At 43.9% G+C, this 23,468-nt stretch carries 21 protein-coding genes; 14 read left to right on the forward strand and 7 right to left on the reverse strand.

Annotated features, from left to right (window positions below):
• Positions 1–89: 89 nt before the first annotated feature.
• The 7 genes from MFP24_RS02180 to MFP24_RS02210 all read right to left on the reverse strand — a co-directional run bounded on the left by MFP24_RS02180 (position 90) and on the right by MFP24_RS02210 (position 6,273).
• Positions 90–1,037, reverse strand: a complete 948-nt coding sequence (locus tag MFP24_RS02180) for an Rpn family recombination-promoting nuclease/putative transposase (RefSeq protein ID WP_249228968.1) — start codon at positions 1,035–1,037, stop codon at positions 90–92.
• A 245-nt stretch (positions 1,038–1,282) separates the two neighbouring features.
• The gene (locus MFP24_RS02185; RefSeq protein WP_249228969.1) at positions 1,283–2,218 is read right to left on the reverse strand and encodes an Rpn family recombination-promoting nuclease/putative transposase; all 936 of its coding nucleotides are present in this window, start codon (positions 2,216–2,218) and stop codon (positions 1,283–1,285) included.
• A 245-nt stretch (positions 2,219–2,463) separates the two neighbouring features.
• Positions 2,464–3,363: an Rpn family recombination-promoting nuclease/putative transposase gene (locus MFP24_RS02190; RefSeq protein ID WP_249228970.1), complete on the reverse strand. Its 900-nt coding sequence runs from the start codon at positions 3,361–3,363 to the stop codon at positions 2,464–2,466.
• A gap of 132 nt (positions 3,364–3,495) precedes the next feature.
• The gene (gene hepT / locus MFP24_RS02195; protein WP_249228971.1) at positions 3,496–3,912 is read right to left on the reverse strand and encodes a type VII toxin-antitoxin system HepT family RNase toxin; all 417 of its coding nucleotides are present in this window, start codon (positions 3,910–3,912) and stop codon (positions 3,496–3,498) included.
• Positions 3,909–4,292, reverse strand: coding sequence for a type VII toxin-antitoxin system MntA family adenylyltransferase antitoxin (gene mntA / locus MFP24_RS02200; RefSeq protein WP_249228972.1), 384 nt, complete (start codon positions 4,290–4,292; stop codon positions 3,909–3,911). Before mntA ends, hepT begins: the two co-directional genes overlap by 4 nt.
• Before the next feature lie 11 nt (positions 4,293–4,303).
• A complete protein-coding gene (locus MFP24_RS02205; protein WP_249228973.1) occupies positions 4,304–4,513 on the reverse strand; it encodes a helix-turn-helix domain-containing protein in 210 nt (69 codons plus the stop codon).
• Between the two features lie 173 nt (positions 4,514–4,686).
• A complete protein-coding gene (locus MFP24_RS02210; RefSeq protein ID WP_249228974.1) occupies positions 4,687–6,273 on the reverse strand; it encodes a TerC family protein in 1,587 nt (528 codons plus the stop codon).
• A 1,048-nt stretch (positions 6,274–7,321) separates the two neighbouring features.
• On the opposite strand from MFP24_RS02210, the gene wecA reads away from it, so the two are divergent.
• From wecA to MFP24_RS02280, 14 genes are all read left to right on the forward strand, one after another.
• Positions 7,322–8,404 carry a UDP-N-acetylglucosamine--undecaprenyl-phosphate N-acetylglucosaminephosphotransferase gene (gene wecA, locus MFP24_RS02215; RefSeq protein ID WP_249228975.1) on the forward strand — a complete coding sequence of 361 codons (1,083 nt, stop codon included), beginning with the start codon at positions 7,322–7,324 and terminating at the stop codon, positions 8,402–8,404.
• 125 nt (positions 8,405–8,529) lie between these two features.
• Entirely contained in the window at positions 8,530–9,666 is a 1,137-nt protein-coding gene (locus tag MFP24_RS02220) for a polysaccharide export protein (RefSeq protein WP_249228976.1), read from the forward strand.
• A gap of 9 nt (positions 9,667–9,675) precedes the next feature.
• Positions 9,676–10,110 carry an arsenate reductase/protein-tyrosine-phosphatase family protein gene (locus tag MFP24_RS02225; protein ID WP_249228977.1) on the forward strand — a complete coding sequence of 145 codons (435 nt, stop codon included), beginning with the start codon at positions 9,676–9,678 and terminating at the stop codon, positions 10,108–10,110.
• Between the two features lie 16 nt (positions 10,111–10,126).
• Positions 10,127–12,295: a tyrosine-protein kinase Wzc gene (gene wzc / locus MFP24_RS02230; RefSeq protein WP_249228978.1), complete on the forward strand. Its 2,169-nt coding sequence runs from the start codon at positions 10,127–10,129 to the stop codon at positions 12,293–12,295.
• Positions 12,296–12,761: 466 nt separating this feature from the next.
• Positions 12,762–14,195, forward strand: a complete 1,434-nt coding sequence (wbaP, locus tag MFP24_RS02235; RefSeq protein WP_249228979.1) for an undecaprenyl-phosphate galactose phosphotransferase WbaP — start codon at positions 12,762–12,764, stop codon at positions 14,193–14,195.
• A 110-nt stretch (positions 14,196–14,305) separates the two neighbouring features.
• Entirely contained in the window at positions 14,306–15,214 is a 909-nt protein-coding gene (locus MFP24_RS02240) for a glycosyltransferase family 2 protein (RefSeq protein WP_249228980.1), read from the forward strand.
• A gap of 47 nt (positions 15,215–15,261) precedes the next feature.
• On the forward strand, positions 15,262–16,326 hold the full coding sequence (gene rffG / locus MFP24_RS02245) for a dTDP-glucose 4,6-dehydratase (protein ID WP_249228981.1): 1,065 nt from the start codon (positions 15,262–15,264) through the stop codon (positions 16,324–16,326).
• Positions 16,327–16,343: 17 nt separating this feature from the next.
• Entirely contained in the window at positions 16,344–17,213 is an 870-nt protein-coding gene (rfbA, locus tag MFP24_RS02250; protein ID WP_249228982.1) for a glucose-1-phosphate thymidylyltransferase RfbA, read from the forward strand.
• A gap of 1 nt (position 17,214) precedes the next feature.
• Complete coding sequence (rfbC, locus tag MFP24_RS02255; RefSeq protein WP_249228983.1) at positions 17,215–17,751, forward strand: dTDP-4-dehydrorhamnose 3,5-epimerase; 537 nt, start codon at positions 17,215–17,217, stop codon at positions 17,749–17,751.
• A complete protein-coding gene (gene rfbD, locus MFP24_RS02260) occupies positions 17,748–18,602 on the forward strand; it encodes a dTDP-4-dehydrorhamnose reductase (protein ID WP_249228984.1) in 855 nt (284 codons plus the stop codon). Before rfbC ends, rfbD begins: the two co-directional genes overlap by 4 nt.
• Before the next feature lie 75 nt (positions 18,603–18,677).
• A complete protein-coding gene (locus MFP24_RS02265) occupies positions 18,678–19,547 on the forward strand; it encodes a glycosyltransferase (protein ID WP_249228985.1) in 870 nt (289 codons plus the stop codon).
• A 15-nt stretch (positions 19,548–19,562) separates the two neighbouring features.
• On the forward strand, positions 19,563–20,402 hold the full coding sequence (locus MFP24_RS02270; RefSeq protein WP_249228986.1) for a glycosyltransferase family 2 protein: 840 nt from the start codon (positions 19,563–19,565) through the stop codon (positions 20,400–20,402).
• Positions 20,403–20,454: 52 nt separating this feature from the next.
• On the forward strand, positions 20,455–21,930 hold the full coding sequence (locus MFP24_RS02275; RefSeq protein ID WP_249228987.1) for a hypothetical protein: 1,476 nt from the start codon (positions 20,455–20,457) through the stop codon (positions 21,928–21,930).
• 259 nt (positions 21,931–22,189) lie between these two features.
• Entirely contained in the window at positions 22,190–23,380 is a 1,191-nt protein-coding gene (locus tag MFP24_RS02280; RefSeq protein WP_249228988.1) for an O-antigen ligase family protein, read from the forward strand.
• The last annotated feature ends 88 nt before the right edge of the window (positions 23,381–23,468 follow it).

The following is a 23,468-nucleotide window of genomic DNA, read 5'->3' on the forward strand; positions in this document are numbered from 1 at the left end:
CATTTTTGGGGTAGCTCCTCCCCCTGGAAAGGGGGAGGCCGGGAGGGGGTCATTAATGGCAAATCTCCGAACTTGGTCAAGCAATCTAACTACTCTTTTTCAGCCAACTGCGCCACTTCTTCAGGCGTAAGCCCGGTGATTTGCTGCACGGTTTCTTTATCCATGCCTTTGAGCAGTAATTGGCGGGCGATTTGCCGGGTACTGGTTTTGATTCCTTTTTCCATGCCCTTTTCTATACCTTTCTCGATTCCCTGCTGCATCCCCTGCTGCATCCCCTTTTTAAAACCAATCTGTTCCAGTTGCTGTGCGATGGTCATAATTTCCTCCCGGTGCTGAGGCAGTGTTTCCGTTAAGACCTGGGTGAAATGCGGCACTGAGCGAGTATTGCCGGATTTAATAATATAAACCAGTAACGCCTTTCGCAGTTCAGGGGGCGGCGCCCATTGACTAAATAATAACCCGATATCCTGGACCAGTTCCAGTATGTCCCGCTGGCGGATATGTTTTTGTACCAGTTCCAGCAGCGCCGCCTTGCGATGGGTTTTGATTTCGTCATCGGGGATGACGGTGAGGTCGATTAGCGGGAAAGGCTGACCGTATATCCTTTCGGCCAGCGACGGATGGTCAAAGTGGTCAAGCCAGCGCAGGCTATAGGGATAGGGTGTTTGGCTGCCATGGTAAAACAGCAGGGGAACGACCAGCGGCAGATTTTTATTGCCTTGCTCCAGATGCGACTGCATGGCGTTCAGACAGTAACGCAACAGGCGGAAGGCCATCAGCCGGTCGGGCGTGCTCTGGTGTTCGATCAGACAGTAGATATAGGTGGTGCCCTGCTGCGTTTGCAGCGAATAGAGCATATCGGACATACGGGTACGCAGCGTTTCATCGGTAAACGAGGTTGCTTCGAGCCTCAGCGTACTGAGATCGCAGATTTCACCAATATGCGGCGGCAGGTGGATAGTAAGAAAGTCGCGGGCGACTTCGATATTACTGAGGTAGGTTTTAAATAGCGCGTCGTGAGTTTTCATGCGGTCCATCGCAGTATTTCTTCCTGACGACGATGATAACGACGCGCGGCAAAGAAAAAACGGCCAGGGCAAGATTGTGCAAAGGCGCTCTGGGAAAATCTTATGCGTTTGCAGCGGGTGGCGGAAGTTTGCGATGCCGGCCCAAATATCTGGTTGGTGTTATTACGCTCCCCCAGGGATGTGTTTATGAAGCAACGCGTTGGTTATCGTGAGATGCCTGCTTATGCACTGAGGGCTACAAGATGGCAGTCCCATTACTCTTTTTCAGCCAACCGAGCCACTTCCTCGGGCGTAAGCCCGGTAATTTGCTGCACGGTCTCTTTATCCATGCCTTTGAGCAGTAATTGGCGGGCGATTTGTCGGGTACTGGTTTTGATTCCTTTTTCCATGCCCTTTTCTATACCTTTCTCCATTCCCTGCTGCATCCCCTTTTTAAAACCAATCTGTTCCAGTTGCTGTGCGATGGTCATAATTTCCTCCCGGTGCTGAGGTAGTGTTTCCGTTAAGACCTGGGTGAAATGCGGCACTGAGCGAGTATTGCCGGATTTAATAATGTAAACCAGTAACGCCTTTCGCAGTTCAGGGGGCGGCGCCCATTGACTAAATAATAACCCGATATCCTGAACCAGTTCCAGTATGTCCCGCTGGCGGATATGTTTTTGTACCAGTTCCAGCAGCGCCGCCTTGCGGTGAGTTTTGATTTCGTCATCGGGAATGACGGTGAGGTCGATTAGCGGGAAAGGCTGACCGTATATCCTTTCGGCCAGCGACGGATGGTCAAAGTGGTCAAGCCAGCGCAGGCTATAGGGATAGGGTGTTTGGCTGCCATGGTAAAACAGCAGGGGAACGACCAGCGGCAGATTTTTATTGCCTTGCTCCAGATGCGACTGCATGGCGTTCAGACAGTAACGCAACAGGCGGAAGGCCATCAGCCGGTCGGGCGTGCTCTGGTGTTCGATCAGACAGTAGATATAGGTGGTGCCCTGCTGCGTTTGCAGCGAATAGAGCATATCGGACATACGGGTACGCAGCGTTTCATCGGTAAACGAGGTTGCTTCGAGCCTCAGCGTACTGAGATCGCAGATTTCACCAATATGCGGCGGCAGGTGGATAGTAAGAAAGTCGCGGGCGACTTCGATATTACTGAGGTAGGTTTTAAATAGCGCGTCGTGAGTTTTCATGCGGTCCATCGCAGTATTTCTTCCTGACGACGATGATAACGACGCGCGGCAAAGAAAAAATGACCAGGGCAAGATTGTGCAAAGGCGCTCTGGGAAAATCTTATGCGTTTGCAGAGGCGAGCGGAAGTTTGCGATGCCGGCCCAAATATCTGGTTGGTGTTATTACGCTCCCCCAGGGATGTGTTTATGAAGCAACGCGTTGGTTATCGTGAGATGCCTGCTTATGCACTGAGGGCTACAAGATGGCAGTCCCATTACTCTTTTTCAGCCAACTGCGCCACTTCTTCAGGCGTAAGCCCGGTGATTTGCTGCACGGTCTCTTTATCCATGCCTTTGAGCAGTAATTGGCGGGCGATTTGCCGGGTACTGGTTTTGATTCCCTGCTGCATCCCCTTTTTAAAACCAATCTGTTCCAGTTGCTGTGCGATGGTCATAATTTCCTCCCGGTGCTGAGGCAGTGTTTCCGTTAAGACCTGGGTGAAATGCGGCACTGAGCGAGTATTGCCGGATTTAATAATATAAACCAGTAACGCCTTTCGCAGTTCAGGGGGCGGCGCCCATTGACTAAATAATAACCCGATATCCTGGACCAGTTCCAGTATGTCCCGCTGGCGGATATGTTTTTGTACCAGTTCCAGCAGCGCCGCCTTGCGATGGGTTTTGATTTCGTCATCGGGGATGACGGTGAGGTCGATTAGCGGGAAAGGCTGACCGTATATCCTTTCGGCCAGCGACGGATGGTCAAAGTGGTCAAGCCAGCGCAGGCTATAGGGATAGGGTGTTTGGCTGCCATGGTAAAACAGCAGGGGAACGACCAGCGGCAGATTTTTATTGCCTTGCTCCAGATGCGACTGCATGGCGTTCAGACAGTAACGCAACAGGCGGAAGGCCATCAGCCGGTCGGGCGTGCTCTGATGTTCGATCAGACAGTAGATATAGGCGGCGCCCTGTTGGGTTTGCAGCGAATAGAGCATATCGGACATACGGGTACGCAGCGTTTCATCGGTAAACGAGGTTGCTTCGAGCCTCAGCGTACTGAAATCGCAGATTTCACCAATATGCGGCGGCAGGTGGATAGTAAGAAAGTCGCGGGCGACTTCGATATTACTGAGGTAGGTTTTAAATAGCGCGTCGTGAGTTTTCATGCGGTCCATCGCAGTATTTCTTCCTGACGACGATGATAACGACGCGCGGCAAAGAAAAAACGGCCAGGGCAAGATTGTGCAAAGGCGCTCTGGGAAAATCTTATGCGTTTGCAGCGGGTGGCGGAAGTTTGCGAGCCAGCATCAAGAATCAGTCTGGGTGTTCCGGGCTATCTCTTTAATGAAGTCCTCAAAATCACCTAACCGATTCTGGATAACGTAAATCACGATATCTATATTCAGGGCCTGATAATCATGTACTGCTATATTGCGTAAACCCACTATCTTCTGCAGATTGTCGGATAGTTCGTTGGGTATGATGCCGTGTGTCGCGAGCAACGAAAAGCTGTCCCGGCTGCTTTGCGGTATGCCTAATTGCCGGCGGCGAATGAGGTAATTGGCCATATCAATGGCCGCTTCACAGGCACGCTGTAGATTAAGAATGATTGAATCCTGCTTGGTAAAGTTGCGTTTGAATAGCTCTTCACCGTCAAACTCTTCTTTAATTCGCCGTACGCATCTGCGGATTGTCGCGCTTTTGTTGAGCAAAATATCGTTCATTTTTTCAGGCTCTGTTGAAAGCTGGTGATGATATGAGCGCGTTCTCTTTGTAAATGTTGATACATGGAAAGCGCGGTCATTTCAAATTTCTCTGCTTCATCTTCCTGTTGATAAAGCAACCTACCGTTACGGATAATTTCTATCCGCAATACGGTCGAGGCTTGCAGGAGGTCAACAAGGTCAACATCACGATGCAATGTTTTTGCCAGTTGATTGGATAATTCCCACCGAGCGACAGGCTCCAACCGCTTTTCTGCCATAATCGCAACATCAACATCGCTGTCAGCTCTGGCTTGACCGCTAGCCTGAGAACCAAAAAGATAAATAATCTTGATATCAGGCAGGGCCTTTCTCAATACTGAAACGATCTTATCATTCATCACTATACCCCTCATCTTTTGGGTTCAGCGCTGAGTTGTAGGCCGACAGACTCCAGATACCGCTCCAGTATGTCGAGGGAACCTGTAAAACGGCCATTTTCTATTTTGGATAGCGTCGTTTTGACAATACCGGTGATATCGGCCATTTGTTGTTGCGTTTTTCCCATGCTCTTCCGCGCATCGGCAATTTTTTGGCCTATCGCTATTCTATTACTCATCATTTCCCCCACCGATGTTGCCTATATAAGAAACATTATAGGATATAACCAAGAGGTTTCCTATATAGGCAACAATAAGGCTGATAAGCGAAGGCGTTGTGACAAGCCTGCCGGGAGAAATGATTCAGGTCAGCGCCGCCAGCGTAGTTGAAATGGGAACGATGGCGGCGACATAATCAGACCTCGAAGTCAGATTGCTGCTCGCTGTTCGGGGTGATCAACACCTTGACGATACGATGGCTTTCCACCGTTAAAATTTTGAACTGATAACCGTCGATGGACAAGGTATCGCCGGCCTGCGGGATCCGTTGGGAGTGCTCCATCAGTAACCCTGCCAGCGTATAGTATTCGCGCTTTTCATCCAGTGTCAGCGGAACGTACATGGTCAGATCTTCCAGCGGAATATAACCGTTTGCCGTCCAGCTACCGTCCGCATTCTGCTGAATGTCATGGCGGGCATCCAGTTCTTCTCCCGCCAATGGCAGATTACCGGCAATGGTTTCCATCACGTCGCTTAAGGTGACGATGCCTTCCACCGAACCGAATTCATCAACGACAAATCCAAAGTGGGTACGCGCCTCCCTGAATTGATCGAGAGCCTGTAGCAGCGAAAGCTGTTCGGGAAACACCAGCGGCTGACGCATCAGAATACGCAGATCAAAAGGCTCATGGTTAAGCTGTTGCTGTAACAGGTCGGTGACATTCACGATCCCCAGCAGCTCATCCGAGGTATCGCTATCGGCAATAACCAGCCGGGTATGCTGATTGGTTTTTAATATCTGCGCCAATTCCTGCTGCGAGGTATTAAGCTCGACAGGGTCGATGTCGTGGCGGGACGTCATAATACTGCTGATGGTGCGCTGCGCCATACCAAGAACGCGTTCTATCATGCGGCGTTCCTGCTGGTTGAAAACCTCCTGGCCGGCGTGCGCGTTATCCGCAATCATCGAGGACGTCTGGTTATCCAGTTCGGCTTCGTCATGATCGCCGCGCAAAATACGCAGCACAACCTCGGCGGTGCGTTGACGCAGGGGAACGGAAGAGGAAAGAAAACGCCGGCGGTTAAACTGTGATACCTGATTCAGCAGTTCAATAACTACCGAGAAGCCAATGGCGGCGTAGAGATATCCCTTGGGAATATGGTAGCCAAATGCATCCGCGACCAGGCTGAAACCAATCATCAGCAGAAAGCTCAGACACAAAATAACAATGGTCGGATGTTCGCCGACAAAGCGGGTCAGCGGTTTACTGGCCAACAGCATCAGGAAGATGGCAATCGTCACCGCAGACATCATCACTAATAAGTGGTCCGTCATACCGACGGCGGTGATCACCGAATCAAGCGAGAAAATGGCGTCCAGAACGACGATTTGCGCCACCACGGGCCAGAAACGCGCCCCTTTGCGCTGCGCATGCTGCTCCTGATCCTTGCCTTCCAGGCGCTCGTTGAGCTCCATGGTCGCTTTAAATAACAGGAACACGCCGCCCACCAGCATAATGACATCGCGCGCGCTGAATGAATGTCCGAGCAGGGTGAAGAGGGGGGTAGTCAGGGATACGAGCCAGGAAATGGACGACAATAAAATCAGCCGCATCACCAGCGCCAGCAACAGGCCGACAACGCGGGCTTTATCTCTTTCTTGTTTAGGTAATTTTTCGGCCAGAATGGCAATAAAGACGAGATTGTCGATTCCCAGCACCAGTTCCAATACGACGAGCGTGGCCAAACCGGCCCATATCGTTGGATCTGCGATCCACTCCATACTTATTATTTCACCTTTATTTACATATGACGCCCGCTAGCGTAGCAGGGCAAACGCTGATGAACCAGAATTTGTGTATGGGTATTTGTTACCACAACGGCAGGGCGCTATGCGCAAGCGGCGTAAACCAGCGCTCTCCCTGCGAAATACTACCACTGTCATTCCCCGCGAATCCCTCTCCCGTCATCCCCGCGAATCCCCTCCCGTCATCCCCGCGCATCCCTTCCCATTATCCCCGCGCATCCCTTCCCATCATCCCCGCGAATCCCTCTCGTCATCCCCGCGCATCCCCCTCCCGTCATCCCCGCATCAGTTGGCGGGGACCTGCATCCGCCGGCAACTCCGAATCCAAGAGATACCCCCGCAAAGACAAATCCTTGACACAGTATCCTCACCCAGCGATCCACCAAAAGCTAACGCATTGTTATCAAAAAGTCTCCAGGTTACTCGCCGCGAGCCGCCCGCAGGAATAACCAACCTCAACAACCATATTCGGTCTTATATTTGACCAGTTGGCCGCTTTTTTATGCACTTTTCAGCTTTATGTCTCCGCCATGGCGCGTAACGTTTGAAGTATTGGCAAAGCGTGCCTAGAATATGTCTGGATGTAACAATGATTGCATCATGCATAGATTACCATCTTTACTAAAATTCACCTTAAAACATACTGACTTTATTCTTTAAGCCGGTGTTTTATGCTAATGGAGGCAACATGGACAGGGATGCGCGTAGTCTTATTCTGAAAAACTCTTCTTAAAACATCTTATCCTTGTGCTCTGCAATTACTCGTCAATACTATGGGAGTACAAAATTCAGTTTTTGTAATGAGGGTCACTTTTTTTAAAAAAACAAGGTTGTTAGTTTTTTGTTAACCCCACTACAGCCTTTGATAAACATATAAATGTCACACGTCTCGTGTGAACTACGGACCCAAACCCTACGCCAGCAGGATGGTATCCCGTACTTTTACAGCGCATTGGTTGCTAAAAGCCAAGGGCGGTAGCGTGTCTGATGCTGCATACTTATAACGGTTGATGGTGGTGCGAAAATGCAGGAATTTACGGTTATCTTCATCAGCGCATTTGTTGCGCTATTCTTTGCAAGAAAGGCCGCAATAAAAGTAGGGTTGGTGGATAAGCCCGACGCACGAAAGCACCATCACGGGCATATCCCCTATGTTGGCGGTATTTCCATCTATCTGGCGCTGTGGGTTTTATATGCGCTCCATCCTGAATGGTTACCTGAATTCCCCGTCTATATGGTCTGCGCCAGCGTGCTGCTGATTGTTGGCGTACTGGATGACCGCTTTGATCTTCCCGTATTACCCCGTATTGCAATACAGGCGCTTGTCGCCGGCATGATGATGTATGCCGGGTTGTATCTGGTCTCGTTGGGAAATATCCTGTTTAGTCGCGAGCTGTTTTTAGGCGTTATCGGCTATGCCGTTACGCTGTTTGCCGTATGGGGCGCCATCAACGCCTTTAATATGGCTGACGGTATCGATGGCTTACTGGGGGCGCTTTCCTGCGTAACCTTCGGCGCGCTGGCGGTGGTTTTTTATCTTGGCGGACATCACGAACTGGCTCAGTGGAGTCTATGTTTGCTGGCTGCTACGTTACCTTATATTTTGCTTAACCTGGGCATTCCACTGGGGGCAAAATTTAAGGTATTTATGGGCGATGCGGGCAGCACGCTGATTGGTTTTACGGTAATCTGGCTATTGGTGCTGGCGACCCAGGGCGAGGGGGCGGTAATAAGGCCGGTTACGGCGCTATGGTTTATCGCGCTCCCCCTGATGGATATGGTCGCCGTTATGGTGCGCCGTATTCGCAAAGGTAGTAGCCCGTTTAAACCCGACCGTGAACATTTGCATCATATATTGATGCGCGGCGGGTTAACGCCACGGCAGACGCTGGTTGCTATTGTCAGCGTGGCGATTTTATTTGCGACAATCGGCATCATTGGCGAGCGCAACGGCGTAACAGAGTCTATGATGTTAAGCGCATTTGTGGCGGCGTTCATTGGTTATTTATGGTCAATCACTCGTATATGGCGGGTGCTGGCCTGGGTTCGACGCATCAATCACGGCCGGAGTGCGGTAAGCAAGCGATACGGAGCAACACATCGTTAAAGCGGTAAATTACCCGCCTTTTAGCTGTTAGATGGCGGGTTTATTTGAATAAATCTTCTCTATAATCATTGGCTATTTTGTAGGGATTTGCGCAATTTTCAATTAAAAGCGATGGCATACATAGAATGATAAAGCACAGGTTAAAATTGATACCGCTGATGGTATCCGCAGCGTTGCTAAGTGGCTGTACCATTATTCCCGGCTCTCACCTTTCCACCGGTGGAAAAGAAGTGGTCAAGCAACAGGATGCTGATTTTGATATTGATAAACTGGTCAATGTTTATCCGTTAACCCCTTCTTTGGTGGATAAAATGCGTCCTAAACCGCTGGTGGCGCAGACCAATCCACAGCTGGATCAAGAATTGCAGCGCTATGAATACCGTATCGGTATTGGCGACGTGATTATGGTTACCGTATGGGACCACCCGGAGTTAACCACCCCGGCGGGGACCTACCGTACGGCGGCGGATACCGGTAACTGGGTTCATTCTGATGGCACTATCTTCTATCCCTATATCGGCAAGGTAAAAGTAGCCGGAAAAACGGTGACGCAGGTGCGTGATGAGATTATGGGGCGGCTGGCAACCTATATTGAATCCCCGCAGGTTGATGTCAGTATCGCCGCATTCCGCTCGCAAAAAGCGTATGTGACCGGTGAAGTGACCACCTCTGGCCAGCAGGAAATTACCAACGTGCCGTTGACGGTGCTGGATGCGATTAATAAAGCCGGGGGGTTAACGGAAAATGCCGACTGGCGCAATATTGTGCTGACCCATAACGGCAAAGAGCAACTTATTTCCCTCCAGGCGCTGATGCAAAATGGCGACCTGTCGCAAAACCGCCTACTGTATCCCGGTGATATTCTATACATCCCTCGTAATGACGATCTGAAAGTCTTTGTGATGGGCGAAGTGAGTAAACAGAGCACGCTGAAAATGGACCGCAGCGGTATGACGCTGACCGAGGCATTAGGTAATGCCGAAGGAATATCTCAGTCTGTGTCCGATGCCAGCGGAGTGTTTGTCATTCGTTCTTTACGCGGCACGGAAGGGAAAAAACTGGCGAATATTTATCAGCTCAATATGTCTGATGCCACGGCAATGGTTATGGGCACCGAATTTCACCTCCAGCCCTATGATATTGTTTATGTCACCACGGCACCGCTGGCGCGCTGGAACCGTGTAATCAGTCAGATTGTACCGACCATTTCCGGCTTTAACGAATTAACCGAAGGCACATTGCGTATTCGTAACTGGCCATAGAGATAAATGATGTTTGGTTCTATTTTAGTTGTCTGCGTGGGCAATATCTGCCGTTCCCCAACCGGGGAGCGGCTGCTAAAACAGTCGTTACCCGCCAAACAGATCGCCTCGGCCGGATTAGGGGCGTTGGTGGGTAAACCGGCAGATGCCACCGCGACTGAGGTGGCAAGTCAGCACGGCATTTCACTTGCAGGGCATAGTGCTCAGCAACTGACGTCCGCCTTGTGCCGTCAGTACGATCTGATCCTGGTAATGGAAAAAGGCCACATTGACGGGGTGTGCCGTATTGCTCCCGAGGTGCGCGGCAAAACCATGTTGTTCGGCCACTGGCTGAATCAGCAGGAAATCGCCGATCCTTACCGTAAAAGCCGCGAAGCGTTTGAATTTGTCTATTCACAACTTGAGCAGTCGGCCCAGAAATGGGTACAAGCATTAAGCCGTTAACCAGTCAGGGAAACCCATGGCAGAGAAAATTTCAGTGAAAGCATCTGAAACCAATTCAGATGAGATTGATTTAGGGCGTTTATTGGGAACATTACTGGACAATAGATGGTTGATTATTGGTGTTACCGCGCTATTTGCTATTGTCGGGATTTTATATGCCACCTTGGCGACCCCCATATATAAGGCTGATGCATTAATTCAGGTGGAGCAGAACTCCGGTAATAAACTTCTAAGTGATATCTCCAGCATGTTGCCGGAGGCTAAACCTCAATCGGCGGCAGAAATTGAGCTAATAAAATCCCGTATGGTGATTGGTAAAACCATTCGCGATCTTTCTCTGGATACGGCGGTTGAGCAAAAATATTTTCCTGTCGTAGGTAAAGGACTGGCGCGAATTTTAAATGAGGAGCCAGGAAAAATCGCAGTTTCTCGCCTGGAAGTACCTGCTTCCTGGCAGGATGAAAAAATTGAGCTGAAAGTATTAAGTAGCTCCTCTTATCAGGTAACGGCTGGTGATATCGTTAATTTTACTGGCACTGTCGGTCAGTTGGAAAAACACGATGGGCTTTCGCTATTAGTGAGTGATATTGCTGCGTCGGATGGCACTGTTTTTCGGTTAAAAAAACTTAATGAACTTACCGCGATTAATTCGCTGCTTGATGATTTCACTGTTGCTGATACGGGCAAAGATACCGGCGTTTTACAGCTTAGCCTGGAAGGGGAAGAACCGACCAAAGTCAGCAAAATTTTAAACAGTATTAGCCAGAACTATTTGCAGCAAAACGTTGAGCGCAAATCGGAAGAAGCGGGTAAAAGTCTGGCGTTTCTTAAAGAGCAACTGCCGTTTGTGCGTGATTCGCTGAATGAGGCCGAAAATAAACTGAACAGATTCCGTCAGCAAAATGAATCTGTTGACTTATCGTTAGAGGCTAAAGCGGTTCTGGATACCATGGTATCGGTAGAGTCGCAGCTTAATGAACTAACCTTTAAAGAAGCGGAAATCTCCAAGCTTTATACCAAAGAGCACCCGGCTTATCGCGCCTTAATGGAGAAGAGAGTAACGCTGGAGCAAGAAAGGGATAAGCTCAATAAACGCGTGGGCGGGATGCCAAAAACCCAGCAGGAAATATTGCGCTTAACGCGGGATGTGGAAGCAGGGCAGGAAGTGTATATGCAACTGCTGAATAAGCAGCAGGAGCTGAGCATTAATAAAGCCAGCGTTGTTGGTAATGTACGTATTATTGACTCTGCCGTTACACAGCTAAAACCAGTTAAGCCTAGAAAAGTATTAGTCATTTTATTAAGCCTGATTCTGGGCGGGATGCTTTCTACCGCTTTTGTGATCCTTAAGACCATGTTGCATAAAGGGATTGAAAGTCCGGAAGAACTGGAAGAACTGGGTATTAATGTTTATGCCAGCGTGCCGCTTTCTGAATGGCAGCAGAAAAAAGACCGGGCATTGCTGGGGCAAGGGAGTAAAAAGAATGCCCGTGCCACAGAGTTACTGGCAGTGGGCAATCCGGCGGACCTGGCGATTGAAGCGATTCGCAGCCTGCGCACCAGCCTGCATTTTGCCATGATGGAAGCAAAAAATAATGTGCTGATGATTTCCGGAGCCAGTCCGGCGATTGGTAAAACCTTTATCAGCGCCAACCTGGGGGCGGTGATTGCGCAGGCCGGGCAGCGGGTGCTGATTGTCGATTGCGATATGCGTAAAGGCTATGCCCATGAACTGATGGGAACCCATAGCACCGAAGGTCTTTCGGATATTTTATCCGGTCAGTGTAACGCAGAGCAAAGCGTGCGCAACACGGCGGTGGAAAATATGCATTTTATTCCCCGCGGGCAGGTGCCGCCCAATCCTTCCGAATTGTTGATGCACAGCCGTTTTGCCGAGTTTATAACCTGGGCCGGTGAGCATTATGATCTGATATTGTTGGATACTCCGCCGATTCTAGCGGTAACCGATGCGGCCATTATCAGTCGTCATGCTGGGACGTCGCTATTAGTCGCGCGTTTTGAAGAAAACACGTTAAAAGAAATTGAGGTAAGTATTCGACGTTTTGAACAGAATGGTGCGGAAATTAAAGGTGTGATCCTTAATGCGATTGTAAAACGTGCGGCTGGTTATTATGGGTATGGTAATTATCATTACTATACTTATGATTATAAATCGGATAAATAATTGATGTTATTTGAATGGGAACGGTAACGCTGTATTAAACAATTACGTTGTTATATGGCATTTGCCATATAACAACCAAAATATGTTTAAGTTTTATTTTTTCAATTTAGGGTGTTTTTCACTGAAAATTTCTTTTTTAATCACTAGTTAACCATTATTATTTAACACATAAATATTATCATATTTATGCGGTGCCATTTCTCCCATTGGTTATTTATTAAAATATCAATTTTATTAAATTGCTATGCGCGCAAATTTTAATCAGTTTGTTTTTAACGAGACTTGCTTATGTCTTTTTAGGGTATAGGTGTGTGCATAAATAACATATAAAGATGGTTGGGTTGATATTTAATATTCTGTGACTAATCTGTAGGGGAATATTATTTCATTGATTAATGAGTTACTAACATTAATTTTAATGAGTTTTTGTTGCATAAAATTAAAATGATAATATGAAGGTATATACATGAATATATTTTTGGGTGTAAGTAAAACAGATCTGGCGAAGCTGATTTTATCAGTATCAGATCTGATTTTTTTTAATCTATCATTATTGATAGCGGTTTTTATTGTCTTTTCTCTTGGAGTGGATATTCGCGAGCATATACCAGTATCAGAGTTGCCAGTTCGTTTTCTCTCTCATTTTATTCTGTCCATTCTATGTGTGGCGTGGTTTTGGGTTAGGTTAAGACATTACTCTTACAGAAAACCATTTTGGTTTGAGCTGAAAGAAATCTTACGGACACTCATTATTTTTGCTGTATTAGATCTCGCTATGGTGGCTTTTTCAAAGTGGCAATTTTCCCGCCATATTTGGATTTTGACATGGGGTTTGGCGCTAATATTGGTACCGCTATTCAGAACCATGACTAAAAAAATACTGGATAAATATGGTATGTGGAAAAAATCTACAACCATAATCGGTGATGGAAAAAACGCAAAGGATGCTTACGATGCATTACAAAGCGAGCCTATATTAGGGTTTGATGTTCGAGCATTTTTTTCAACAGGAAAGAATTGTTTAAATGATATTCCTAACGCTTCCGTCCTTACTTCTGAGGATGAGTTATGGAAAAACAGCGATCCTCGAAGCACGCAATTTATTGTGGCGTTAGAATATGATGAACAGACACAACGGGATGAATGGTTAAAAAACCTGGCTAAACATCATTGCCGTTCTGTTTCGGTAGTGCCTACATTGCGAGGCGTTCCTCTCTACGGAACAGATATGTCTTTTATCTTTAGTCATGAAGTGATTATTTTGAGGGTGAATAACAATCTTGAAAAAATGACTTCTCGTTTTTTGAAGCGTAGTTTTGATTTTTTAGGTGCGGTATTAATAACGATACTTCTTTCCCCATTACTGATTTTACTTATGTACTTAGTGTCCAGAGATGGCGGTCCTGCCGTTTACGGACATGAACGGGTGGGGAAAAATGGTAAAAAATTTAAATGCCTAAAATTCCGTTCTATGGTAGTCAACTCACAAGATGTATTAGAAAATTTACTGTTGACAGACCCTAAAGCAAGAGAAGAGTGGCACAAAGATTTTAAATTAAAAGATGATCCCCGAGTAACCAAAGTCGGTAAGTTTATTCGGAAAACCAGTCTGGATGAATTGCCGCAACTATTCAATGTGATAAAAGGTGAAATGAGTCTTGTTGGTCCGAGACCAATTATTGAAAAAGAGCTTGAAAGATATGCCGGTGACGTTGATTACTACTTTATGGCAAAACCTGGCATGACGGGATTATGGCAAGTTAGTGGACGTAGTGATGTTGATTATGATACTCGTGTCTATTTCGATTCCTGGTATGTCAAAAATTGGTCTTTATGGAATGATATCGTTATTTTGTTTAAAACAATCAACGTTGTTTTAAAAAGAGACGGTGCATATTAATTATAAAATCTCGAGCAATAAAATAAGATAGGAACGATTATTGGCATCAAAATTTTCCTTAGATTTGGCATTCCTATATTACTTCGTCCATATTTGTTTAAAGAGAGAAAATGAAATATTTTGTAGCGATCCCAACCTATAACGGCAACGGTGTTTGGAAAGTCGCGGCCGAAAACATCAAAAGTTATGCTCCTGATACGTTATTGGTTCAGGTTATTGACTCCGGTAGTAAAGATGGTACGGCCGAAATAGCCAAAGGTCTTGGGTTCGATATCATTAATATTGATGCTAAAGATTTTAATCATGGTGGAACTCGAAATCAGGCGGTCAAGGTTAACGCCGACCGGTTTGACGTTGTGATTTTCTTAACTCAGGATGCGATTCCGGAATCGGGTTTTATTGAAAAAATCCTTTCGGCTTTTGATGATCCTGGTGTTGCCTGCGCCTACGGTCGGCAGTTACCTCATCTGGATGCTAATCCTCTTGCCCAGCACGCAAGATATTTTAACTATCCGGAGAAAAGTCATATTTACAGTATTAGTGACTCAAAAAAAATGGGGTTGAAAACCGTTTTTATGTCTAATTCTTTTTCTGCCTATCGTATTGACGTACTCCAACAGTTAGGTGGATTCCCCTCAAACACTATTTTGTGTGAGGATATGTACTTTACTGCTAAAGCAGTATTATCCGGATATAAGGTCGCTTATATCTCTGACGCAGTAGTTAGGCATTCTCATAACTACAGGGCAGTTGAAGAGTTTAAACGCTACTTTGATATAGGGGTATTTCATGCTGATGAACCTTGGATTAGAGAGAATTTCGGTGGTGCAGGTGGCGAAGGTAAAAAATTCATTTTTTCTGAACTGCGTTTTCTTTTGAAACATGGTATGGCATATATTCCCTTTGCCTTTATAAATAACTTTATGAAAATATTAGGCTATAAGCTAGGTCAAAATTATAAACGTATTCCCCCTACACTGGTGAAAAAATTTAGTATGCATAAGCGTTATTGGAATTGATTTTATCGACGATCAAAATAGTAAGATGTCAATTTAATGAGGATAGTATGAAGATTATAGTGACTGGGGGTGCTGGTTTTATAGGATCAGCCGTTGTTCGTCATATTATTAATAATACCAATGATGAAGTATTGGTATTGGATAGTCTCACCTATGCGGGAAATCTGGAGTCATTAAAACCAGTCTCAGATCATAAACGGTTTAGATTTGAACGCATCAATATCTGTGACCGTGTTCAGTTGGATAGTATTTTTGATGAACATCAGCCTAATGCGGTAATGCATCTGGCTGCTGAAAGTCACGTAGACCGCTCTATTGATGGGCCGGCGGCATTTATTGAAACCAATATCGTGGGAACATATACCCTGTTGGAGGCTACTCGCCAGTATTGGAGCAGTTTAGATGAAGGGAGGAAGCAGGATTTCCGATTCCATCATATATCTACAGATGAAGTTTACGGTGATCTGCACGGTACTGACGACCTGTTTACCGAACTCACACCCTATGCTCCGAGCAGTCCGTACTCGGCCTCCAAAGCGTCCAGTGACCATCTGGTACGCGCTTGGTTGCGTACTTATGGCCTGCCAACCATCGTTACCAACTGCTCTAACAACTACGGTCCCTACCACTTCCCGGAAAAACTGATTCCGTTAATCATTCTCAATGCACTGGAAGGCAAATCATTGCCGGTATACGGCAACGGGGGTCAGATCCGTGATTGGCTGTATGTCGAAGATCATGCGCGTGCTTTATATACAGTAGTGACCGAAGGCAAAGTTGGTGAAACCTATAATATCGGTGGTCACAATGAGCGCAAAAATATTGAGGTAGTACACACTATTTGTCAGTTGCTGGAAGAACTGGTTCCCAGTAAACCGAGAGGTGTTACCAACTACGAAGATCTTATCACTTATGTGGACGATCGCCCCGGACACGATCTGCGCTATGCTATTGATGCAAATAAAATTTATAACGAGTTAGGCTGGAAACCACAGGAAACATTCGAAAGCGGAATTCGTAAAACCGTCAAATGGTATTTGGAGAATAAGGAATGGTGGCAGCGTGTTAAAGATGGTTCTTACGCTGGGGAACGACTGGGATTAACGCGTTAATTTTAGGAGGAATTAATATGAAAGGTATTGTATTGGCCGGTGGTTCCGGGACGCGTTTACATCCGATTACTCGCGGAGTGTCTAAACAGCTGTTGCCTATTTATGATAAACCGATGGTGTATTACCCGATATCCGTTCTGATGCTGGCCGGGATTAAAGATATCCTGATTATTTCGACGCCGGAGGATATGCCTTCATTCAAACGTCTGTTGGGTGATGGCAGCCGTTTTGGTGTCCAATTCAGTTATGCGATACAGCCGAGTCCCGATGGTTTGGCTCAGGCATTTCTTATCGGAGAGGAGTTTATAAACGGTGATCGCTGCGCCTTAGTGTTGGGAGATAACATTTATTTTGGACAGAGCTTTGGCAAAAAGTTGGAGACGGCAGCAGCTCGTACAGAAGGTGCGACGGTGTTTGGTTATCAGGTAGTTGATGCTGAGCGTTTTGGTGTAGTTGAGTTTGATGAAAATAACAGGGCGATATCTCTGGAAGAAAAACCGTTGAAGCCAAAATCAAATTGGGCAGTGACGGGACTTTATTTCTATGATGACCAGATCGTCGAGATGGCCAAGCAGGTAAAACCCTCTTCACGCGGCGAGCTTGAAATCACGACCTTAAATGAAATGTACCTCGAGAAAGGGTTACTGAATGTGGAGTTGCTGGGGCGTGGTTTTGCCTGGCTGGATACCGGTACGCACGACAGCCTGATCGAAGCATCGCAGTTTGTTCATACTATTGAAAAACGCCAGGGCTTTAAAGTGGCCTGTCTGGAAGAGATTGCTTTCCGTAAAGGGTGGATGACTAAAGAACAAGTTGCTGAAGAAGCAAAGTCACTGAGTAAGACGCACTATGGGCAATATCTGGCCCGGTTGATTGGGGAAAAATAATATGCAGGTTAAAGATACCCGTGTCACGGGCGTAAAAATTATCCAGCCAAAAGTTTTTGGCGACGCGAGAGGCTTCTTTCTAGAAACGTATGAAAAAAAACGTTATCAGGAGATGCTGCAAATTGATTTGGATTTTGTTCAGGATAATCACTCTCGATCCTCGAAAGGCGTATTACGCGGGCTGCATTTTCAGAAGTCGAATCCGCAGGGGAAACTGGTGCGTGTTGTAAGAGGAGAAGTCTTTGATGTCGCCGTCGATATTCGACCCGACTCACCGACGTATGGTGCCTGGGAAGGCGTTATTCTTTCAGAAGAAAATAAAACGCAATTCTGGATCCCACCTGGTTTGGCCCATGGGTTTGTTGTGTTGTCGGATGTGGCCGATTTTGAATACAAATGCACGGATTATTATAACCCGGCAAACGAAGGCTGCCTGCTGTGGAATGATCCTGACGTCGGCATTGAATGGCCGGTAACCGCTCCACTGCTCTCCGAAAAAGACAAACTAGGCAAACTGTTTAAGGAACTCGGTGCATGAAAGTATTACTGACGGGATCGAAGGGGCAGCTCGGACGTTGTTTCCAGGATCGCCTGCCTGCTGGCTGGCTGCTATGGGCAACAGATAGCGATGAGCTTGATATTACCAACCAGGAAAAGGTTCTGGCGGCGGTAAAAGCGTTCCAACCGGATGTTATCGTCAATGCGGCAGCTTATACTGCCGTTGATAAAGCCGAAAGCGAGCCGGAACTGGCCTCGCTAGTTAATAAAACAGGACCGGAAAATCTGGCTATTGCGGCCAAAGAGCACGGGGCTTGCCTGGTTCATGTTTCAACAGACTATGTATTTGACGGTACGGCTACTCAGCCTTACGTGGAAACGGATAAAACCAATCCGCTTGGAGTATATGGTAGAACTAAGCTGGATGGTGAGGTCGCGGTTTTAAGCATATTGCCTGATGCGATTGTTATCCGTACCGCCTGGGTATTCAGTGAATATGGGAATAATTTTGTCAAAACCATGCTGCGTTTGGCGCAAGATCGTGATGAACTAGGGATTGTTGCAGATCAGCGCGGTTGCCCGACGTATGCGGGAGATATCGCTCAGGCGATAATTGATTTACTGAAACAACATGCTGATGGCGGCGTGTATCATTATTGCGGAGATAATGAGGTTGCGTGGAGTGATTTTGCTGAATCGATATTTCGGATTGGTGTTGAACAAAACAGATTAGCCAAACTTCCTCAAGTAAATAAAATCAATACGGAACAATATCCCACCCCTGCAAAACGACCTGCATACTCCAGTCTAAATGGAAGCAAGATAAAATCACTCAACGTAGAATTATCGAAATGGGAAAAAGCATTATATAACATTATAAATAAAATATAGGAATTATAATTCATGTCAGCTATAAAATGGCATGAATTATTAATAGAATATATTTTTATAGTGTAGAGGGATATCATGTCAGATAAAAGTAAGCCTAAAGTTAGTATATATATAACAACACACAATAGGCGGGATAAACTTAGAAGAGCTATTGATTCCGTATTAAAACAAGATTATCCCAATATCGAGATTTTAGTTTGTGATGACGCTTCTTCAGATGGGACAAAAGAATATATAAGCTCATTAGCCGAAAAAGATCCGAGAATTGTATATTTGAGGAATGATAGTAATCAAGGTGCTTGCGTTGCCAGAAATATGGGGATATATAAGGCGACGGGTGAATTTATTACCGGTCTTGATGATGATGATGAATTCACACCGAACAGAATAAGATTTTTTGTTGATAATTGGAGTGATGAACTATCTTTCATTTGTTGTAATTTTGTAGAAAGATATATTGATGGGAAAGATAAGTTATACTACAAAGGTAAAAAAGAATATATTGAGGGGAATTATGAGGATTTACTTTTTTGTAATATAGCCTCTAATCAGGTATTTACTACAACTGAAAAATTAAGAAAAATTGGCGGTTTCGACATTCGCGCCAAGCGATTACAGGACTGGGACACCTGGTTACGATTGTCTTTTGAGCATGGTAATTTCAGAAGATTTAAAGAAGCTACCTATGTAATGCATCATGATCATAAAGAGAATGAGCATAGGGTATCTAAAAGCTATCCATTCAGTAAAGCATTAATTGACTTTAAAGAAAGAAATAAAGAAATGTACCAGGGTGAAAATCTTGATTTTATAAATTTCATTATATCTACAGTGGAGCATCGCGCCGGGTTGCTGGAAAGTCTTACATGGAGTTTTTCTAAGAAAGATCCCAAACATGCGGTGAAGTATGCATTACAATTTTTACCTATAAATCGTTATGATTAAGTTGATGGGGTGATTGTGGGAAAAAAATGTTTAATTATCATTGTGACATATAATAGTAGTAAGCATATCAATTGGGCGATAGAGGGATTAGATTCTTCCACAAGTGATTTAACTATTAATGTTATTGACTCTGGCTCTACCGATACTTCATATTTGCATAATATAAAAACAAAACATCATCTTCGTATAGAAGAGTATGAGAATATTGGTTTTGTAGCTGCTAACAATAAAGCACTTACTAATGTATCTGATTTTGATTGGGTTCTTTTTTTAAATCCAGACGCCAGGATTGAAGGGAAAGATTTGGATGAACTGTTGACGATAGCATCGCTAGATAAATTTAAAAAAACAGGAATATTTTCTGTTCCTTTAATAAGATTTGATATTGAAAATAATAAACCGCTTGGTATATACGATTCTTTAGGTATTAAGTGTAATAATATTGGACGGTGGTTTGATTTAGGTTCTAATCAGCCGGTTTTTAGTGATAATACTAAAAATGGTTTCTCAGAGGTTGAAGCTGTGTGTGGTGCTTTTATGCTAATAAGAAGAACTACGTTAGAGCAATGTACTGATAGGTCTGGCGGAATCGGATTTGATCGTAATTATTATATGTATAAGGAAGATATAGAACTATCCCTGCGAGTTAGAAAGAAAAAATGGGATGTAACTATTATCAATGATATAAGTGCATTTCATTGTCGGGGGTGGAATAACAGCAGAACGAAAACTCCCTATTGGGCGAGATATTATTCTGCAATTAATGATGTTGATGTAGCATGGCGTTATAAAACCAGGGCATTAGCATACGCATTGGCAAAATATATATGGGTAAAATTTATCGAAAGAAAATAACGTCCAATTTTTTTAAACGAAGCTATGCTCAAGACTGATTGAAGGGGATTTTATGAAAAAGACACGACCCTTATTTCTAAATTCTTCTCTTTATTTCATGATCTTTTTATTCCCTTTCACATTTTCAACTTCAATATTAGCTGAATCAGGTTATTTTAGACAAATAAAAGAAACTAAAGAAGAAGTCAATGATAATGTGTCAAAGTATGTTTATGAGAAGATAATTAGCAGAAATCTAGAGGAGCAGCGCTCTAGACGAGATACAGATACGCAATTCGGATTACATGGGATGGAGATACCTGCGATAAAAGCTGATGGTGATATCAATAAGATTAATGAAGTCTATTCATTATTGGCACATGCGGGCGTAGATTCCTTTAGAAGTTTTGAGACTTGTTGGCACCGATTAAGTGATAAAAATGGTAATCCTACGAATTTTAAAGAATTAGATTTTCAGCTTAAAAAAGCTAAAGAATACAATTTTTCCCTGCTATTTGTTTTTGGGTATCCTCCGGCAAAGTTCACTGTCGCTAATAATAAATTATCAGCAGTAAATGAAAGATTTTATAACGAATATAACAATTATCTTGATGTGACGCTCGCCAGGCTCAAAGGGCATAATGTTGAATATGCTGAATTGGCAAATGAGGTAGATGCACCGGCCGTGTGGTGGATTCGTTCAACGCCGGCTCAATATGTTCAAGAGATGAAAATGCTTAAAGAAGCTATCAATAGAAGTGGACAATATATTAAAACTACGGCATTTTCTGCTACTTATTCCAGAAATGATTCTTTAGGAGGTGGTCATGGTGGAAGACGATTTGTCGATGAGGCCTTCAGACTCGGAATAGATAATTACACTGATGCTTATTCAATACATCACTATGTCTATCCGAAAGATGATTTACCTGATTTTATCCGTGATGAACAGAAAAAATTTAATCTAAAGCCCAAACCAATTTTAGATACTGAACAATTAGATACCTCTATCGTATATCAAAAAGATTCTAACCCGCATGATATGATAAAAATATTTGCTCGAGCTTTTTTCTTTTATGATATGAAACGCGTTGATTATTTTTTGGCACAGGATCGCTTTTTAAATAATAAACTATATTCTTCAGGACTCTTTGATGTGAATTGGAAACCAAAATTAAGGTTATTAGCCTATGCAATGGCGGTTGACTCAATGAAAGGGAGAGAGAGAGTAGGACGGTATTTCCCCGGTAACGGTGTAGAAGCTTACGTTCTGAAAGAAAAGAAAAAAGAAAACAATTATTCAATTGTTGCGTGGAATAATAACCGAGATAGTGAAAAAAATGTATCTATTTTAACAGGGATAAAAGGAAAGGTATCAATAGAAAAATGGAATCTTGATGTTGAGAATGATGTGGATGCAGAGAAAGGTATTTCATTAGATAACAGGCCTATTGCGATCTACACGAATCATTTACCTAATTGGAAATTTGATAGTGAAAAAGTTATTAAGAATACATTGCCTAGCCACGCGCCAATGCCTTTTGATTAATCTCAGGGTAAATTAACTCATATTATGTTAATTAATGTAATCCAATAGGTGTTATTTAAATTGTATAGATTATGAGAGGTGATTTATAAAAGGATTTTATGTTGTGTAAGATGTTTTTATTGAATAGTATAATTACAGGGCCAACAAATCATTCTTATCGTTGCCAAGTTCGACACTAGAAACATGTTGAACTAGGTGGTAATGACTTATCTATATACTTGCGCAGACGCGGAATAGAATCCTATTGGGATAGACTCTAATGAAAATAGGAAAAAGTTTTTTTATAAACTTATCAGTATATTTAATGGCTCTACGTAGTCCATTAATTATTTTAAGTATGGGGGCATATGCTTTATCTAGCCCAGTGTTGATACGAAAGATGGTGCTAAAGACCTTCCCTTTCATTGTTTTTTTATTGTTTGCAGTTTTGTATTCTATTATTCAAGGGAATGTGACCGAGTATGTGCTCGGGCAATCAAGAGATATACTTTTATCCGTAATTGTGGCCGTATTTCTTATATGTTGCAGCGAATATTCTGATGCTAATAGAATTTTAATCTATAAAACAATAAAAAAAATGTTTGTTTCTATTGCCATAATAAAAATTGGTGTTCTTACATTTTCGTTATTATCCGGCATTGCTATGGGGGATATTATCACCTGGATACGCGATACATGGAATATTCAAATGATGTCACTAGGGGTTCAGGGGACATTTATTTCCAGATTACAAATACCTTTAGATTCAGCTGTTCCATTTTTCATGTATTTCGTCACAAAAGAAATTATTTATTCCAAGGATAATAAGATCCTACTTTACAGTGCTTTTGTTTTGTTGATTATTTCAATGCTGCTTACTCTTTCTCGTGCATTTTGGGCCGAGACGGTTTTTTTTATTGCTCTTGCTATTATTCTTGAAGCTAATTTGTTAAAAACTTTCAAGGTTCTGATTCTAGGCGCAGTTGTTCTTTTCTTATTGCTAACCATGACACCACTCGGCGAACTTGTTTTTAAAATAATAGAGACCAGATTTGGTGGCGATAATAACTCAAACATGGCGTCAGATATCGAACGTGTATGGCAGAATAGAATGTTATTAAATTCGTTCTTGGAAAAACCGATTTTAGGACATGGGATTGGATACTTTATTCCTAATGCCTTGAGGTCGGAGGATACGCCTTATCTATACGAAAGTCAGAGTTTATCGATGCTGATGACGTTGGGAAGCCTAGGTGCTGGCATATTGCTTCTTTTATATATGAGTTTGTGTTTTAGTTCGATTCAAAAAGACGTCCGTGGAGGAATGAGATTTATTGTTCCGCTTATTTTTATTTCTCTTTGGATATTTTCGGGATCAGTGAATCCGTTATTGTTCGGAGCTTCAGGAGGACTAATAATTTTCTTTATTACTAAATTTTATGTTTTATATAGAAAAGATGTCATTTATTGATTGTTTTTTTGGTTATGTCGAAAAAATTATTGATGATTATTATCAATAAAGAATATGAAGTAAAAAACTCTTTAGCCTTTTTGTTCAT

The sequence above is a fragment of the Brenneria tiliae genome, assembly GCF_023347575.1.
Lineage (GTDB): Bacteria > Pseudomonadota > Gammaproteobacteria > Enterobacterales > Enterobacteriaceae > Brenneria > Brenneria corticis.

Excerpts from the sequence above, each read along its gene's own strand:
- MFP24_RS02210 (WP_249228974.1), bottom strand. The coding sequence starts at position 6,273 with ATGGAGTGGATCGCAGATCCAACGATATGGGCCGGTTTGGCCACGCTC.
- MFP24_RS02205 (WP_249228973.1), bottom strand. The coding sequence starts at position 4,513 with ATGATGAGTAATAGAATAGCGATAGGCCAAAAAATTGCCGATGCGCGG.
- MFP24_RS02240 (WP_249228980.1), top strand. The coding sequence starts at position 14,306 with ATGAAATATTTTGTAGCGATCCCAACCTATAACGGCAACGGTGTTTGG.
- MFP24_RS02180 (WP_249228968.1), bottom strand. The coding sequence starts at position 1,037 with ATGGACCGCATGAAAACTCACGACGCGCTATTTAAAACCTACCTCAGT.
- rffG (WP_249228981.1), top strand. The coding sequence starts at position 15,262 with ATGAAGATTATAGTGACTGGGGGTGCTGGTTTTATAGGATCAGCCGTT.
- rfbA (WP_249228982.1), top strand. The coding sequence starts at position 16,344 with ATGAAAGGTATTGTATTGGCCGGTGGTTCCGGGACGCGTTTACATCCG.
- MFP24_RS02275 (WP_249228987.1), top strand. The coding sequence starts at position 20,455 with ATGAAAAAGACACGACCCTTATTTCTAAATTCTTCTCTTTATTTCATG.
- mntA (WP_249228972.1), bottom strand. The coding sequence starts at position 4,292 with ATGAATGATAAGATCGTTTCAGTATTGAGAAAGGCCCTGCCTGATATC.
- MFP24_RS02280 (WP_249228988.1), top strand. The coding sequence starts at position 22,190 with ATGAAAATAGGAAAAAGTTTTTTTATAAACTTATCAGTATATTTAATG.
- wbaP (WP_249228979.1), top strand. The coding sequence starts at position 12,762 with ATGAATATATTTTTGGGTGTAAGTAAAACAGATCTGGCGAAGCTGATT.
- MFP24_RS02265 (WP_249228985.1), top strand. The coding sequence starts at position 18,678 with ATGTCAGATAAAAGTAAGCCTAAAGTTAGTATATATATAACAACACAC.
- hepT (WP_249228971.1), bottom strand. The coding sequence starts at position 3,912 with ATGAACGATATTTTGCTCAACAAAAGCGCGACAATCCGCAGATGCGTA.
- rfbD (WP_249228984.1), top strand. The coding sequence starts at position 17,748 with ATGAAAGTATTACTGACGGGATCGAAGGGGCAGCTCGGACGTTGTTTC.
- wzc (WP_249228978.1), top strand. The coding sequence starts at position 10,127 with ATGGCAGAGAAAATTTCAGTGAAAGCATCTGAAACCAATTCAGATGAG.
- MFP24_RS02185 (WP_249228969.1), bottom strand. The coding sequence starts at position 2,218 with ATGGACCGCATGAAAACTCACGACGCGCTATTTAAAACCTACCTCAGT.
- MFP24_RS02225 (WP_249228977.1), top strand. The coding sequence starts at position 9,676 with ATGTTTGGTTCTATTTTAGTTGTCTGCGTGGGCAATATCTGCCGTTCC.
- MFP24_RS02190 (WP_249228970.1), bottom strand. The coding sequence starts at position 3,363 with ATGGACCGCATGAAAACTCACGACGCGCTATTTAAAACCTACCTCAGT.
- MFP24_RS02220 (WP_249228976.1), top strand. The coding sequence starts at position 8,530 with ATGATAAAGCACAGGTTAAAATTGATACCGCTGATGGTATCCGCAGCG.
- rfbC (WP_249228983.1), top strand. The coding sequence starts at position 17,215 with ATGCAGGTTAAAGATACCCGTGTCACGGGCGTAAAAATTATCCAGCCA.
- wecA (WP_249228975.1), top strand. The coding sequence starts at position 7,322 with ATGCAGGAATTTACGGTTATCTTCATCAGCGCATTTGTTGCGCTATTC.